The organism is Kocuria sp. CCUG 69068 (genome assembly GCF_020833785.1).
In the GTDB taxonomy this organism is placed as follows: domain Bacteria; phylum Actinomycetota; class Actinomycetes; order Actinomycetales; family Micrococcaceae; genus Kocuria; species Kocuria rosea.
Window position 1 is genome coordinate 1 of the sequence record NZ_PDDL01000091.1, and the last position, 13,984, is coordinate 13,984.

The 13,984-nt window shown below is 74.6% G+C and carries 17 protein-coding genes and 1 pseudogene; 5 read left to right on the forward strand and 13 right to left on the reverse strand.

The features are described 5' to 3' along the window. Positions 1 to 417, forward strand: a 417-nt coding sequence (locus tag CRM73_RS14720) for a hypothetical protein (RefSeq protein WP_229588249.1), incomplete at its 5' end; no start/stop codon positions are given. A gap of 259 nt (positions 418 to 676) precedes the next feature. Then, positions 677 to 1,015 carry a hypothetical protein gene (locus CRM73_RS14725; protein ID WP_017834871.1) on the forward strand — a complete coding sequence of 113 codons (339 nt, stop codon included), beginning with the start codon at positions 677 to 679 and terminating at the stop codon, positions 1,013 to 1,015. A gap of 75 nt (positions 1,016 to 1,090) precedes the next feature. Here CRM73_RS14725 and CRM73_RS14730 read toward each other — a convergent pair whose 3' ends face one another. Both CRM73_RS14730 and CRM73_RS14735 read right to left on the reverse strand, forming a co-directional pair. Beyond that, the gene (locus tag CRM73_RS14730) at positions 1,091 to 2,329 is read right to left on the reverse strand and encodes an acyl-CoA dehydrogenase family protein (protein ID WP_035923166.1); all 1,239 of its coding nucleotides are present in this window, start codon (positions 2,327 to 2,329) and stop codon (positions 1,091 to 1,093) included. A gap of 46 nt (positions 2,330 to 2,375) precedes the next feature. Beyond that, positions 2,376 to 4,502, reverse strand: coding sequence for a 3-hydroxyacyl-CoA dehydrogenase NAD-binding domain-containing protein (locus CRM73_RS14735; protein WP_229588251.1), 2,127 nt, complete (start codon positions 4,500 to 4,502; stop codon positions 2,376 to 2,378). A gap of 131 nt (positions 4,503 to 4,633) precedes the next feature. Between CRM73_RS14735 and CRM73_RS14740 the strand changes: the two genes are divergently transcribed. Then, entirely contained in the window at positions 4,634 to 5,179 is a 546-nt protein-coding gene (locus tag CRM73_RS14740) for a GNAT family N-acetyltransferase (protein ID WP_167508917.1), read from the forward strand. Between the two features lies 1 nt (position 5,180). Here the strand turns inward: CRM73_RS14740 and CRM73_RS14745 are convergent, their stop codons facing one another. The 7 genes and pseudogenes from CRM73_RS14745 to CRM73_RS14775 form a co-directional block, all read right to left on the reverse strand. Further along, the gene (locus CRM73_RS14745) at positions 5,181 to 5,885 is read right to left on the reverse strand and encodes a TetR/AcrR family transcriptional regulator (protein WP_017834867.1); all 705 of its coding nucleotides are present in this window, start codon (positions 5,883 to 5,885) and stop codon (positions 5,181 to 5,183) included. 60 nt (positions 5,886 to 5,945) lie between these two features. Further along, positions 5,946 to 6,119 (reverse strand): hypothetical protein, encoded by a 174-nt coding sequence (locus CRM73_RS14750; RefSeq protein ID WP_017834866.1) that lies wholly within the window; start codon positions 6,117 to 6,119, stop codon positions 5,946 to 5,948. A gap of 5 nt (positions 6,120 to 6,124) precedes the next feature. Then, positions 6,125 to 6,994 (reverse strand): SMP-30/gluconolactonase/LRE family protein, encoded by an 870-nt coding sequence (locus CRM73_RS14755; protein WP_229588253.1) that lies wholly within the window; start codon positions 6,992 to 6,994, stop codon positions 6,125 to 6,127. Positions 6,995 to 7,064: 70 nt separating this feature from the next. Further along, a pseudogene (locus CRM73_RS14760) lies at positions 7,065 to 7,241 on the reverse strand (acyl-CoA thioesterase); the annotation flags it as partial. Positions 7,242 to 7,278: 37 nt separating this feature from the next. Then, on the reverse strand, positions 7,279 to 8,112 hold the full coding sequence (locus CRM73_RS14765; protein WP_109243060.1) for a PhzF family phenazine biosynthesis protein: 834 nt from the start codon (positions 8,110 to 8,112) through the stop codon (positions 7,279 to 7,281). 4 nt (positions 8,113 to 8,116) lie between these two features. Continuing rightward, on the reverse strand, positions 8,117 to 8,326 hold the full coding sequence (locus CRM73_RS14770; RefSeq protein ID WP_017834862.1) for a hypothetical protein: 210 nt from the start codon (positions 8,324 to 8,326) through the stop codon (positions 8,117 to 8,119). A 58-nt stretch (positions 8,327 to 8,384) separates the two neighbouring features. Further along, a complete protein-coding gene (locus CRM73_RS14775; RefSeq protein WP_229588255.1) occupies positions 8,385 to 9,023 on the reverse strand; it encodes a DNA-3-methyladenine glycosylase I in 639 nt (212 codons plus the stop codon). A 56-nt stretch (positions 9,024 to 9,079) separates the two neighbouring features. On the opposite strand from CRM73_RS14775, the gene CRM73_RS14780 reads away from it, so the two are divergent. After that, positions 9,080 to 10,366, forward strand: a complete 1,287-nt coding sequence (locus tag CRM73_RS14780; protein WP_017834860.1) for an MFS transporter — start codon at positions 9,080 to 9,082, stop codon at positions 10,364 to 10,366. Here CRM73_RS14780 and CRM73_RS14785 read toward each other — a convergent pair. Beyond that, on the reverse strand, positions 10,295 to 11,512 hold the full coding sequence (locus CRM73_RS14785) for a sensor histidine kinase (RefSeq protein WP_109221289.1): 1,218 nt from the start codon (positions 11,510 to 11,512) through the stop codon (positions 10,295 to 10,297). The genes CRM73_RS14780 and CRM73_RS14785 overlap by 72 nt on opposite strands. 86 nt (positions 11,513 to 11,598) lie before the next feature. Next, a complete protein-coding gene (locus tag CRM73_RS14790; RefSeq protein WP_035923179.1) occupies positions 11,599 to 11,784 on the reverse strand; it encodes a hypothetical protein in 186 nt (61 codons plus the stop codon). Between the two features lie 182 nt (positions 11,785 to 11,966). Between CRM73_RS14790 and CRM73_RS14795 the strand changes: the two genes are divergently transcribed. Continuing rightward, positions 11,967 to 12,662, forward strand: coding sequence for a response regulator transcription factor (locus tag CRM73_RS14795; RefSeq protein WP_035923181.1), 696 nt, complete (start codon positions 11,967 to 11,969; stop codon positions 12,660 to 12,662). On the opposite strand, the gene CRM73_RS14800 is transcribed toward CRM73_RS14795, so the two are convergent. Both CRM73_RS14800 and CRM73_RS14805 read right to left on the reverse strand, forming a co-directional pair. Continuing rightward, positions 12,626 to 13,309, reverse strand: coding sequence for an ATP-binding cassette domain-containing protein (locus CRM73_RS14800; protein WP_052132645.1), 684 nt, complete (start codon positions 13,307 to 13,309; stop codon positions 12,626 to 12,628). The genes CRM73_RS14795 and CRM73_RS14800 overlap by 37 nt on opposite strands. Beyond that, on the reverse strand, positions 13,279 to 13,984 hold a 706-nt coding region (locus CRM73_RS14805; RefSeq protein ID WP_229588259.1), incomplete at its 5' end, for a hypothetical protein. The genes CRM73_RS14800 and CRM73_RS14805, both read right to left, overlap by 31 nt.

The following is a 13,984-nucleotide window of genomic DNA, read 5'->3' on the forward strand; positions in this document are numbered from 1 at the left end:
AACATCAAACCCCGGCTGAAAATGTCGCCACCACCCCACGGAGGCAGGACGGCGACAACCAATCAACCGAATAAAACATCCGGTATCAACAAACATGGCACACTATTGAGTTCTCAAACAACAGACCAGCAACCAGGCACCACACCCGGAAACCGTGTTGGAATTCTTTTTCGCTCGGTTCTCGCGATCTCTCGCTTTCCCCGCGGCGACCTCCTCAGCTTATCCCGATCTTCTCCGCTTTCCCAAATCGCTTTTCCGTCGCTCAGCGGCGTAAAAGTCCTTCGGGAGGAGAATTCGTGGATCTGCCGGATTCGGCGCCGTGGGCCGCAGCGATTTCTCGCTGCTGCCCGAAACAGCTCCACCAGCGTACCCGACCCGGTCCCGGCCCACAAGCTGTCGGCCACCGCGCAGCGATGATCGGCTTGATGGTTCGAGGGGTTCGGTCCGCCGGATTCGGCGTTGCCGTCCGGGGCGATCTCTCGCGTCCCTTGCGGCGACTCGGAATACATTACACACGCCCCGCAGGACCGTCAAAACCCCGGAGGGCCGGGCGGATGCTTCCTCGTCGCAGCTCCCGGCGCTCCCCCGTCCACCGGACGAACCGGTGGCCGGAGCGGCGGGGACGGCAGTGCGTAGGCTGATGGCACATCGATGCCACGACCCGAAAGGACAGCAGATGAGCACCTCACCGGAAGAGCTGCCGGAGACCCCCGACACCTACGAGGGCGCCGCCGAGGTCGACCCCGAGCACTGGCGCGAGGATCCGCTGATCGAGGGCGCCGAGGCCGGCGCGCAGGACGAGCGCGTGGACCCCGAGCACCCGGAGGTCCCCTCGGAGCAGGAGCTCCGGGACGAGACGGCGGAGGCCCGCTACGAGGCGGGCGAGGAGCAGGTCCCGCCCGAGGAGCCCCGCATGGGCGAGGCGATCGCGGACCTCGACGTCCCCGAGGACCCCGCGTTCGAGGACGAGGTCGACCCGAGCAACGACTCGTTCCACGGCGGCGCCGACCTCTGAGCCCGGCCGGACCGAGCACGACGGCGCCCCGGCCTGCATGGCCGGGGCGCCGTCGTCACGTGGCCCCGGACGAGCTCAGGCGAAGGCGGAGATGCCGGTGATCCCGCGTCCGATGATGAGGGCCTGCACGGTCTCGGTGCCCTCGTAGGTGTGCAGCGCCTCGATGTCCGCGAAGTGGCGGGCCACGCGGTTCTCGATGAGGATGCCGTTGCCGCCCAGGAGGTCCCGGGCGTTGGCCGCGATCGAGCGGGCCGTGCGCGTGGAGGTGTACTTCGCCAGCGACGCCTGCTCGGCGGTGAGTCGGCCGGCCTCCTCCCGCTCGGTCATCCGTGCCACGAGGAGCTGGATCTGGGTGAGCTCGCTCAGCATCCGGGCCAGCCGCTCCTGCACGATCTGCGATGCGGCCAGCGGGCGGCCGAACTGCACGCGCTGGGCCGCGTACTGCACGGCGGTCTCGTAGCAGGCCTGGGCGTGCCCCACCGCGCCCCACGCCACGCTGATGCGGGTGGCGAACAGGACGTCGGCGGTGTTCCTGAAGGACCGTGCCGCCGGCAGCGCGTTCTCCTCGGGCACGAAGACGTTCTCGAACCGGAGGTGCGCCTGGTGGATGGCCCGGAGGGCGAGCTTTCCACGGATGGTCGTGCCGGTGTAGCCCTCGCTCTCCTGCGGGACCACGAAACCCCTGACCTGGCCGTCCTCGTCGGCGCGGGCCCACACCACGGTGATCCCGCCCATCGAGCCGTTGCCGATCCACTTCTTCTCCCCGTTGAGCACCCAGCCGCCGTCCACCGGGGTGGCACGGGTCTCGAGGCTGACGGAGTCGGAGCCGTGGGTGGGCTCCGTGAGGGCGAACGCGCCGAGGAGCTCGCCCGTGGCCATCCGCGGCAGCCAGCGCTGCCGCTGCTCCTCGGAGCCGCACATGGCGATCGAGCGCATCGCGAGCCCGCCCTGGACGCCCGAGACGGTCGCGATGGACCCGTCGCCGCGGGAGAGCTCCATGCTGATCAGGCCCGCGGCGGTCTTGGACATCTGCTCGTAGCCGTCGACGGCCACGCCGTCGCGCAGCAGGTCGAGCTCCCCGAGCCGGCGGACGAGGTCGAGGGAGTACTCCGAGCGGTCCCAGTGCTCGCCGATGACGGGCAGCAGGTCCTCCTGGACGAACCGGCGGGCGCGCATCCAGTGCCCCCGGTCGGTGTCGGAGACCGCGTCGAACGCGCCGGCGGCGTCGGTGTCGAGGGCCTTGTCGAGGACGTAGTCGGGCTCCACGGTGCCGGCGGGGAACAGGGTCGCGCCGGTCTCGGGGGTGGCGGTCATGGCTGGGTCCTTCGTTCTGTGGGCTGGTGGGAGGTCGGGGACAAGGTCAGTCCTGGTGGAAGCGGCGGCCGAGGACGCGCTCGGAGGCGCCCGTGCGGTCGAGGTACGGGGTGATCCCGCCCAGGTGGAAGGGGTAGTTGGCGCCGAGGACCATGCACAGGTCCACGTCCTCGGGCCCGGCGACGACGCCCTCGGCCAGCATCGCGCCGATCTCCTCGGCCAGGGCGTCCTGCACCCGCACGAGCAGCTCCTCCGCCGGGACGGGAGCGTCGGCGGGGTGCTCCGCCCGGGTCCGCTCGAGCATCCGGGCGGCGGCGGCGGCGAGGTAGCCGTCCGCGCCCGTCCCCGGGGCCTGCTCGGTGGGCAGCACGTGGGTGAGGCCCGCCCCGACCACCGCGTCCATCCATGGGGACCGCGCGAAGCGCTCGGGGTAGGCCCGGTGCATGGTCTCGTCCACGTGGTGCAGCACGGCCGGGCCCACGAAGTCGAGCAGCCGCAGCGGGGTCATGGGCAGGCCCATCGGATCGGGGGCGTGGTCGGCGGCCGCCACGTCCGTGCCCGCATCGATCGCCTGGACGATCACGTCGAACAGCCGGGTCAGCACCCGGTTGACCACGAAGCCGGGGGCGTCCTGGACGCGCACCGCCGTGCGGCGCAGCGCCGCGGCGAGCTCGAAGGCGGTCGCGAGGGCCGCGTCGCCGGTCCGCCGCCCGGCGACGATCTCGAGGAGCGGGGTGACCTCCACGGGGTTGAAGACGTGGAAGCCGACCACCCGTTCGGGGTGCCGGAGGCCCTCCGCCATGGCGGTGACGGACAGGGAGCTCGTGTTGGTCGCGAGGATCGCGTCCGGGCGCACGACCTCCTCCCACTGGGCGAACACCTTCTTCTTCACGTCGAGGTCCTCGAAGACGGCCTCGATCACGAAGTCCGCGTCGGCGAGGTCCTCCGGCCCGCTCGCCCCCGTGACGAGGGCGCCGAGCTGCTCGGCCTGCTCCGCGCTGATCCGGCCCCTGGCCGCCTGCGCGGCGAAGCGCTCCCGGGTCCGGGCCACGCCGGCGGCGAGCCGCTCGTCGTCGAGGTCGGTCATGACCACGGGGATCCGGGCGCCGCTCGCGATGAGGGAGGCGAGCTGGCCGGCCATCAGGCCGGCGCCGATCACGGCGGCCTTGCGCAGGGGCACGGGCTCGGCGGCGGGCACGTCCGCGGCCTGCCGGGAGCGGGCCGAGACGAGCTCGAACGCGTAGAGGGAGGCCTTGGCCACGTCCCCGCGGACCAGCTCGGCGAAGGCGGCCACGGCCTTCGTCCCGTTCTCGGTGCGGGACTCCGTCCGGGCGTCGGCTACGAGGTCGATCGCCACGAGCGGTGCCGGCGCGGCGCCGTGCCAGGTGCGCTCGGCGCGGTCCCGGGCCTGGTCCACGGCGTCCTGCCACTCCTGCTCCCCGGTGCCGCCGGGCGTGCCCGCGCGGCGGCGGGTCTCCCCCGCGTCGAGCGCGTCGAGCGTGCCGGCCACCCACCGCTGCCAGGCGGTGTCCCACTCCCCGGTCCCCGGGGCGGCGTCGAGCACCACGTCCACGAGGCCGAGCTCGAGGGCCTCCGCCGCCTTGGTGTTCCGGCCCCGCAGGGAGTCGAACACGATGACGCGCAGCGCCGCGGCCGGGCCGATCAGGTGCGGGAGCAGGTGCACGCCGCCCCAGCCGGGGAAGAAGCCGAGCCTGCACTCCGGCAGTCCGAGCGGGCCGGTGCGCGGGTGGGCCGCACGGTAGTCCGTGTGCAGGGCGAGCTCGAGCCCGCCGCCCAGGGCCTGACCCGTGAGCAGGGAGAAGGTGGGCACGCTCGCGTCGGCCAGGACGCCGAAGGCCTCGTGGCCGAGCCCCACGTACCGGTCGGAGACGCCGCTGAGCTGGGCGTGGCGGATCTCCTTGAGGTTGGCCCCCGCGCCGAAGGACCGGGCGTTGCCGGTGACCACGATGGCCTCGACCGCCGACTGGTCGATCGAGCCCAGGACGTCCCGGAGCTGCTCCAGGGCCGCGGAGCCCCAGATGATCAGCCCGCCCGGCGGGGTGGAGTCCAGCCGCACCAGGGCGACGGGCGCGGAGCGTCCGGGCAGGACCAGCTGCTCGACGTCCACCGCGACGGTGGAGGGGAAGGACGGGGCGGGCGCGGCGGGTGCCATGGGCGGACTCCTGACGAGTGGTGTGATCGTCACCACTCTGACTGATACCGAGTCTCAGGTCAAGGGATTGAGTCTCAGTGTGGTGGTGCGGCGTGCGGTTCCGGGGCGTTCAGGCCGTATTCTGGCTGGTGATGATCGACGTGCTGCCCCCAGAGACCGAGCGCCTCGCGTTCCGCCGCTTCGACGGCGCGGACCTCGAGCCCATGCACTCCTATCAGAGCCGCGAGGACTACGCGCAGTACGCGTGGCGGGGCCCGCGCACGCGCGAGGAGTGCGAGCGCACCCTGGCCGAGAACAGCGGCCTGCGGCCGTGGGGCCGGGACGGCGACTCCGTCCGCTTCGCCGTCTCCCCCCGGGGCTCGCGGGAGCTCGTGGGCGAGATCGTGCTGACCCTCACGGACGCGGCGGCCGCGCAGGTCGAGATCGGCTGGGTGGTCCACCCCGACCACGCGGGCCGGGGCATCGCCTCCGAGGCGGCCCGCGCCGCGATCGAGTTCGCGTTCGCCGAGCTGGGCGCCCACCGGGTCTGCGCGAGCCTGGACGCCCTCAACGTGAGCTCCGCCAAGGTCTGCGAGCGCATCGGCATGCGCCTGGAGGCGACCCTGCGCGAGAGCCACCGCCAGCTGGGCGAGTGGCGCGACGAGCTGATCTACGCGATCCTCGCCGACGAGGTCTGAGTCATCGGCGCAGGGCGTCCCGCACGGACGCCAGGATCTCCTCCGTGTCCGCGCCGGGGTCCAGGACGGTGACGACGACGGCGGGGCGGGCCCCGGGCGCGGCGGCCGGCCGCGCCGCGCCGTCCTCGTAGCCGGAGACGAGCGTGTGCGCGAGGCGCTCGAGCTGCCCGGCCAGCTCGGCCGAGGGGTCGGTGTCGGGTGCGCGCAGCCAGGCCCGCAGGGCAGCGTTGTGCACCGCCACCGCGGCGGCGGACAGCGCCGTGGCCAGCGTGCTCCGCCCCGGCGAGTCGGGCAGCGCGGAGCGCAGGTAGCGCCGCAGGACCCGCTCGTAGCGGTGGGACGTGATGAGCTCCCGGTCCCGCAGCTGCGGGACCTGCCGGAGCAGGGCGTTGCGGGCCAGCGCCCGCTCGCGGTGGTCGAGGTGGTGGCGGAAGACCAGCAGCACGCCGTCCCGCAGGGCGACGGCCGGATCGGTGCCCGGCTCCTCCCCCGCCCGGGCCAGCTGCTGCTCGAGGCGCTCGAGGTTCGCGGCGTGGTCCGCGAAGACGATGTCCTCCTTGGACCCGTACTTGCGGAAGAACGTGGCCCGACTGATGCCCGCGGCGAGCGCGAGCCGGTCCACGGTCGTGGCGTCCCAGCCCTGCTCCGCGAGCAGGCGGATCGAGCCGGTGACGACGTCCGGGGCCGCCCGGGGGGTCTCGGTCATGGGTGCCTCCTCGCTGACGATGGTAGACCCGGGCCTCCCGCCGTGTGCGGGTCGAGCCCGTCAGCGGCGGGCCCGGGCGCCGAAGAACACCGCCCCGGCGGCGCACAGCACCCCGAGCACGGCGAAGGAGAGCGCCGAGGAGGTGCCCCCGCTGAGCAGGGAGCCCACGAGGGCGACGGCCCACACGAGCACGAGCAGCCACAGCAGTCCGGCGGTGCGCCTGGGGTTCCGCACCGCGCTCAGCCCGCGAAGGGCAGGACGGGCAGGCCGGGAACGTCGACCCGGACCGCGAACAGGGAGCCCGCGGCGGGGTCCTCGTCCGGGGCGAGGTTCTCCCGGGACGTGGTGACGTAGAGGGTGCGCAGGTCCTCCCCGCCCAGGCAGCACGCGGTCGTCTGGCGCGCGCCGACCTCCACGACGGTGTCCAGGGCGCCGTCGGCCGTGTAGCGGTGCACCTGCCCGGCGCCGTGCAGCGCCACCCAGACTGCGCCCTCGGCGTCGACGGTCAGCCCGTCGGGATGGACGTCCCCCTCCTCGAGCTCGGGCACCACGAAGGTGCGGCGCCCATGCAGACCCCCGTCCGGGGACCAGTCGAGGACGTCGACCTTCCCGGTGGGCGTGTCGTTGTAGTAGGCCAGCGCGCCGTCCGGGGACCAGGCGATGCCGTTGGAGACGGTGACGCCCTCCAGGACCGGCTCCCCGCGCAGGTCCGGGTGCACGCGCCAGAGCGTGGCCGCGCCCTCCGTCTGGTCCCAGGCCATGGAGCCGACGTAGAAGGAGCCGTCCGGGCCGGCCCCGCCCTCGTTCATCCGGACCGCCCCGGGCTCCCAGAGCTGCTCGGCCGGATGGACGGTGCCGTCCGGGTCCTCGAGGGCCACGCCGGTCTCCAGGGCCAGCACCGCTCCCCCGGTCGCGCGCGGGCGCACGCAGGCCACGACGTCCCCGACGTGCTTGCGGAGCACCTCGCCGTCCGCGCCGAGGGACAGCACGTCCCCGGCGAGCATGTCGACCCACCGCAGCCCGCCCCAGGACTCCGACCAGCACGGCCCCTCGCCGTGGTAGGTGACGGAGTCGGTGATCCGCTCGGCGCGCAGCCGCCGTGCCGCCATCTCAGAGTCCCTTCCCGTGCACCGCGGGCAGCGCCGTGGTGGGGATCCGGTCCCGGTCGGGGTTCAGGAGGATCTCCGACATGTACTTTGTCACCGCGCGCTGGTTGCCGAGCTGGACGATGGCGTAGATCGCCGCCTCCTCGTCGATCCAGCGGAGCAGGCTGCCGCCGAACAGGGTGCCGTTGGCGTTGAGGTCCTCCGGCTTGACCCACTTGCGGGTGCGGAAGGTGATGTCCTGGGTGGTCATGCCCCCACGATACCGAGGGCGCCCTCCGCACCGTCGGCTACAGCTCCACGGTCCCGCGGACCACCGGGCTGACCTGGCCGCCGACCCAGACGGTGTCCGCGTCCCGCTCCAGCAGCACGCGCCCGGTGCGCCCGAGCACGGTGCCCTGGGCGGCGACGTAGCGCTCCGGGGCCCACCCGTTGTCCGTCAGCCACCGGGCCAGGCCCGCGTTGAGGCTGCCCGTGACCGGGTCCTCCACGACCCAGTCCCCCACGAACGCCCGCACCTCGACCGCGCACTCGGCGCCCTCGGGGTGGGGGCCCACCACGCCGAGCTTGAGCCCGGCCATGGCGGACCAGTCCGCACGCACGCCCAGCACGGTCCCGGCGTCGGCCACGCGCACCCCGATCCAGCCGGGGCCGTTGTCCAGCCAGGACACGTCGAGCAGCGCGGACGGGTCCAGCCGCAGGGACCGCGCCACCCGGTCCAGCAGCGCGGGCTCCGCCACGGGCTCGTAGCGCGTCAGGGGCGGGGCGGCGAACGAGAGCCTGCCCTCGCGGCGCCGGACGGTCACCAGCCCGACCCCGCACTCCTGGACGACGTCCGCTCCCGCGGGCTCCCCGCCGAGGGCGAGCCAGGCGGACGCCGTCCCGAGCGTGGGGTGACCCGCGAAGGGCAGCTCCCCGCCGGGGGTGAAGATCCGCACCCGGTAGTCGGCGCCGGGGACCGTGGGCTCGAGCAGGAACGTGGTCTCGGAGAGGTTGGTCCAGCGGGCGAAGCGCGCCATCGTGTCCTCGTCGAGGGCGTCGGCCCCGTGCACGACGGCGAGCGGGTTGCCGCCCAGCGGCGCCGGCGAGAAGACGTCCACCCAGCTGATCGCGTGGCTCGTCATGGTCTCAGAGCACCGGCCCGCGCGTGTTCCTCCGGGCGGGCCGGGCCCGTCCCTTTCGCCGGGCGTCCCGGCCGGCGGGCCCGGCGGCGGTCCCGCCACGGGCCGCCGCCCGGTCCTCCCGCAGCCTCCGGACCACCAGGCCGACCAGGACGGAGCCCACGGTGCTCAGCACCAGGGGCAGCACCGCGCTGCGCTGCTCGCTGTTGTCGTACATGGCCGGGCCTCCTGCCGGAAGGCGACGCGGGGCGTCGTCGGGTTCGGTGCCAGGAATCCTACGCACCCTCCGGCGCCTCCGGCCACACCCCGGAGCTGCCCCGGCGGTGGCTGCCGAGCAGGTGGGTGTCGACGATCCCGACCGCCTCCATGAGCGCGTGCATCGTGGTCGGCCCCACGAAGCGGAAGCCGTGCGCCCGCAGGGCCCGGGACAGGGCCTCGGACTCCGGCGAGCGGGTCGGGACCTCCTCCGCCGTGCGCGGACGCGGGGTCCGCGCCGGGCGGAACGACCACACGAGCTCGGTCAGCCCGCCCTCGGCGCGCAGGGCCACGGTGGCGCGGGCGTTGCCGACGGCGGCCTCGATCTTGCCCCGGTGGCGCACGATCCCGGCGTCGCCCAGCAGGCGGTCGACGTCGGCCGGGCCGAAGCCGGCGACCGCGTCCGGGTCGAAGTCCGCGAAGGCCGCCCGGAAGGCGGGCCGCTTGCGCAGGATCGTGGCCCAGGACAGTCCGGACTGGAAGCCCTCGAGGCAGATCCGCTCGTAGAGCCCCCGCTCGTCCCGCACGGGGACGCCCCACTCGGTGTCGTAGTACTCGCGCAGGAGGGGGTCCGTGGCGGCCCAGACGGGGCGGGCGAGCCCGTCCTCGCCGTGGACGAGTCCGGTCGCGGGATCGGGCAGGGAGCTCATGCCGAGCATCGAACCACACCGAGGGGCTCCGACACACCCGGGGCGAGTACCCCCAGGGGTATAGGATGGCGGTCATGCACCCGACGAACCCCGCCGTGGACCGGCGCGCCCTGCAGCGGAGGGTCGTCCGCGTCCTCGCCCTCGGCCAGATCCTCGGTGGGCTGGGCGTCGGCGCCACCCTGGCCCTCGGCGCCCTCCTCGTCACCGAGGTCTCCGGCTCCTCCGCCTGGTCCGGCATGGCCGCGACCATGAACACCCTCGGCGCGGCCCTGCTCGCCGTCCCCCTCGCGCGGCTCGCCCAGGCCCGCGGCCGGCGGATCTCGCTCAGCACCGGGGCGTTCACCGCCATGGCGGGCGCGTCGATCACGATCGGCGCCGCCGTCCTCTCGAGCTTCCCGGTCCTGCTGCTGGGCCTGGCGCTGCTCGGCGCCGGCTCGGCGCTCAACCTCCAGTCCCGGTTCGCGGCGACCGACCTGGCCGCGGACGACACCCGCGCCCGGGACCTCTCCCTGGTGGTCTGGTCCACGACGATCGGCGCGGTGCTCGGCCCCAACCTCTTCGAGCCGGGCGAGCTGCTCGGGCGGGCCCTGGGCCTGCCGGCGCTGACGGGCGGATTCGTCATCGCCCTCGTGGCGCAGGCCTTCGGGGCCCTGGTCTACCTCACGGCGCTGCGGCCGGACCCCCTGCTGCTGGCCGTGGCCGACGGCGAGGCCGCGGGCAGGGGCAAGCCCTCCCCCGCGGGCGGGCTGGCGGTGCTGCGGGCCTCGTCGCCGGCCCGCCGGGCCGTGCTCACCGTGGCGCTGAGCCACGCCGTCATGGTGGCGCTCATGTCCATGACGCCCGTGCACCTGACCCTCCACGGGGCGTCGCTGAGCGTCGTGGGCCTGACCATCAGCCTGCACGTGGCCGGGATGTACGCCCTCGCCCCCGTGTTCGGCTGGCTCGCGGACCGGGCCGGGCGCCGCCCCACCGTCCTGCTCGGCCAGGCCCTGTTCGTGGCGTCCCTCGTGCTGTCCTGGTTCGGCTCGACGTCCCCCGTGCTGGTGACGGTCAGCCTGGTCCTGCTCGGGCTCGGCTGGTCCGCCTCCACGGTCGCGGGCTCCACGCTCGTGGCCGAGGCCGTCCCGCCGGCCGAGCGGCCGAAGCTGCAGGGCGTCTCGGACCTGTTCATGAACCTCGCCGGGGCGACCGGCGGGGCGCTCGCCGGACCGGTGCTGGCGCTGATCGGCTTCGACGGGCTCAGCGCGGCCCTGCTCGTCCTCGTGGCGGTCGTGGTGGTCTCACACGGCGGCCGGACCCAGCGGGATGCGGGCGCCGACGCGCCAGCCGCCGTCCGCCGGTCCCGCCGCTAGCTCCCCGCCGAGCAGCTGGACGCGCTCGCGCAGCCCGAGCAGCCCGTACCCCGAGGCCGGGAGGCCGGGCCCGGAGCCCGGCCCCGCGGCGTTGTGCACCTCGACCACGACGTCGGCCTCGTCGACCTGCACGGCCAGCACGCAGCTCGTCCGGGCGGGCGCGTGCTTCATGATGTTCGTCGCCCCCTCCTGGAGGACCCGCTGGACCGTGGGCCGCACCCCCTCCGGGATCCGCGCGAGGTCGCCCCGCACCCGGGTGTCCGTGCGGAACCCGACCTCCCGCAGCGCGGCCGCGACCTCCTCGAGGCCCCGGCCCGTGTCGACGGCCGCGGCGGCGCTGGAGTCCTGTGCGAGCCCGGCGCCCGGCTCCACGCGCATGATCCCCAGCAGCCGGCGCAGGTCCTTGAGGGCCGCGCGGGAGGAGTCGCCCACCACGTCCAGGGCCTCCTTCATGGTCTCCGGGTCCCGGGAGTAGGCCCCCGAGCGCGCCTGCATGGCGATGAGCGTGAGGTCGTGGGCGACGATGTCGTGCAGCTCCCGGGCCAGCTCGAGGCGCTGCTGCTCGAGGGCGTGGGCCGTGCGCTCCTGGCCCGCGGCGATCTCGACGCGGTCCAGCTCCTGCTGCGCGCTCAGGGCCCGCAGGACGAGACCGGGCAGGAGGAGGACCAGGGTCAGCGGCACGTAGCTCCAGAGGAACTGCGGGCCCACGACCGAGACGTTGACGGCCCACGAGGTCTGCCACACGAGGAAGGCCCCGACGGCCGCGGCGAGTCCGGGCAGGGCCGCCCCGTAGGCGGTGAAGGCCAGGACCAGCGGGATCACGACCATGTAGCTGCCCGGGTTGGTCTGTGGGTGGAGCAGGACCAGCAGCGCGGCGAGCGGCAGCCACGTCCAGCTGGAGCGCAGCGCCAGGACGGCGACCGTGGCGGCTTCGAGGACCACGAGCAGCAGCTCGTAGTCCCGGTCCCCGAACCCCAGGCCCGGGCCGGTCAGCACGAGCCGGACGGCGTCCAGGGCGCTCACCGTGATGAACAGCAGCAGGGCCACCCGCACCCACCGGTGCAGGGGGCGGGCCCGGGCGATCCCCTGCGGCAGGAGCGTGCCCAGGCCGGGCCGGCGGTCCTGCTGCGCTGCGCGGCGTGCCATGCGGTCCTTCCCGTGCGGTGGCCCGGTGCTCCGGTCCACCTCGGAGGATAGCCGCGGGCGCCGGGCCCGTCCGGGAGCGCGCCGGATCAGCACCAGCGCAGGAAGAGGAACGAGCACCCGCGGCTCGTGTGCCCGTCCGGGCTGTCGGTGCCGGGGTCGACCTTCAGGACCGGCGCCAGGGCGACCGGCGATTCCTGGGCCGCGGCGGTGGGAACACCGCCGGCGGTCAGCAGCAGTGCGGCGAGCAGCGAGGCGGCGGAGAGCGTGTTCACGGGGGGTCCTTCCGGCAGGGCGCCGCACCCGATCGGTGTGCGGTCGTGAACCATGGTCGCCGAGGGGTGGGGTCCGCGGGGTCATCCGGGAGGATGGCCGGGGGTCATCCCTTGGGCGGACCCGTGCGCCGGGCGGCCCCGTCCCGCCGGCGCCGTGGCCCCTCTCCGCTACGGTGAGAGCCATGAACGAGCACGCGCCGGCGGCGAGCCCCGTCAAGGTCCTGATCGTCGACGACCAGCAGCTCATGCTCCGCGCCCTGCGCGTGTTCATCGACGCCGAGGAGGACCTCGTGGTCGTGGGCGAGGCCCGCAACGGCCGGGCGGCGGTGGAGCAGTGCCGCGCCCTGCGTCCGGACGTGGTGGTCATGGACCTGCAGATGCCGGTCCTGGACGGCATCGAGGCCACCCGTGCGATCACGCACGAGCACCCGGAGGTGAAGGTGCTGGCCGTGACCACGTTCCACTCGGAGGACTGGGTGATCCCCGCGCTCCGGGCAGGGGCGAGCGGCTACGTGGTCAAGGACTCCGAGCCCCACGAGATCGTGGGCGCCGTGCGCAGCGTGCTGGCCGGGGAGGCCGCGATCTCCCGGCGGGTGGCCGCCACCCTCGTCCGCAGCGTCGTCGCGGACCCGGAGCCGGCGGCGCCGCGCCCCGAGGACGTCGCCGCGGTGGAGGGGCTCTCGGCGCGGGAGCGCGAGGTCGTGGCCCTGCTCTGCGAGGGCCTCAGCAACCGCGAGATCGCCGCCGCGCTCTTCGTGTCCGAGCCGACCGTCAAGTCCCACCTCAGCCACATCCTCACGAAGATGGAGGTGCGGGACCGGGTGCAGGTGGTGATCAAGGCCTACCGCACCGGGCTGGTGACGATCCCCTCGTCCTGAGCCGCCCGCGGGTCCGCGCCGCCGGGAAGGGTCAGCACCGCGTCCGGCGCCAGCTGCGCCGGCGGGCGGTGGGACACCACCAGGACCGCGCGCCGCGCCGCCCACTCCGTGAGCTCCTCGCAGAGCACCGTCGTGGACGCGCCGTCCAGTCCGTTGAACGGCTCGTCCAGGACGACGACGTCGAAGTCGCCGCTGGTGCACACGATCGTCCACAGCTTGCGCCGGTTGCCCGTGGACAGGTGCTCGGCGGCCTCGTCCAGCCACGGACCGAGCCCGTGGCGCTCCGCCCGGCGCAGCCCCTCCTGCGGGTCGGCGCCGCACCAGCCGCTCGCGAACACCACGTGGTCCCGTGCGGTCATCGTGGGGTAGAGCGCCGGTTCGGTGCGGCAGATCCGGCGCACCCGGGAGGCCTCCGGCGAGCGTGCGTCCACGCCGGCGAGCGTGACCGTGCCCGCGGTCTGCGGCAGGTGCCCGCTGAGGACCTCGACGAGCGTCGACTTGCCGGAGCCGTTGGGGCCCTGCAGCAGCGTCAGCCCGGGGGCGTCGATCCGCAGCGTGAGCCCCCGGTGGACGGGGCGCCCGGCGTCGAAGCCGGCGCTCACCGCCTCGACGTGGATCAGCGGTGGGTGAGGGAGCGGTGCAGGCATGCGAGGGCACCTCCGGCGAGGGTCAGGGCGAGCAGGGGGACGATCCAGGGGTCGGTGGCGGGGGAGGTCAGCGGGACGGCCACGGGCGCCGCGGCAAGGACGACGGTGAGGACCCCCGTGAGCGGGCTGTCCGCGCCCGTCCCCTCGACCGTGCGCGGCGGGGGCAGCAGGTGCTCCGCGACGGTCGCGGCCCACACCGCGCCCAGCACCACGGCCGCGGGCGCCGCGGACAGGGTCCCCGTCAGCACCCGGGCCGCGACGACGAGCAGCAGGGCCGGCAGCAGCAGCGGCAGGGTGAGCGCGGTGAGGTGCCCCAGCGCCACGGAGGAGCGGGACGCCCCGGACTCCACGGCGGTGCGCAGGTGGCGGCCGTAGCGGAAGGCACCGATGTCCGAGCTCACGAGCTCCGCGAGAGCGAGGCCCGTCATGAGGGCGGCGAAGCCCAGGGTGGGCCGCAGCGCCGCCTCCCACGCCGCGTCCGGCACGGCGGGCAGCGGCGGCATCCGGAGACCGGCGGAGGTCGCCCCGAGCAGCGCCGCGGTCGCAGCGGCGACCGCGACTGTGATCCGCTGCTGGGCCCGCAGGCGCCACCCGTGCGCCCGCTGGACGCCCAGCACCCGGGCGAACTGCAGGACCGCGGGACCGCTCAGGCGCGGCCGGCGCACCGGGGGCGCG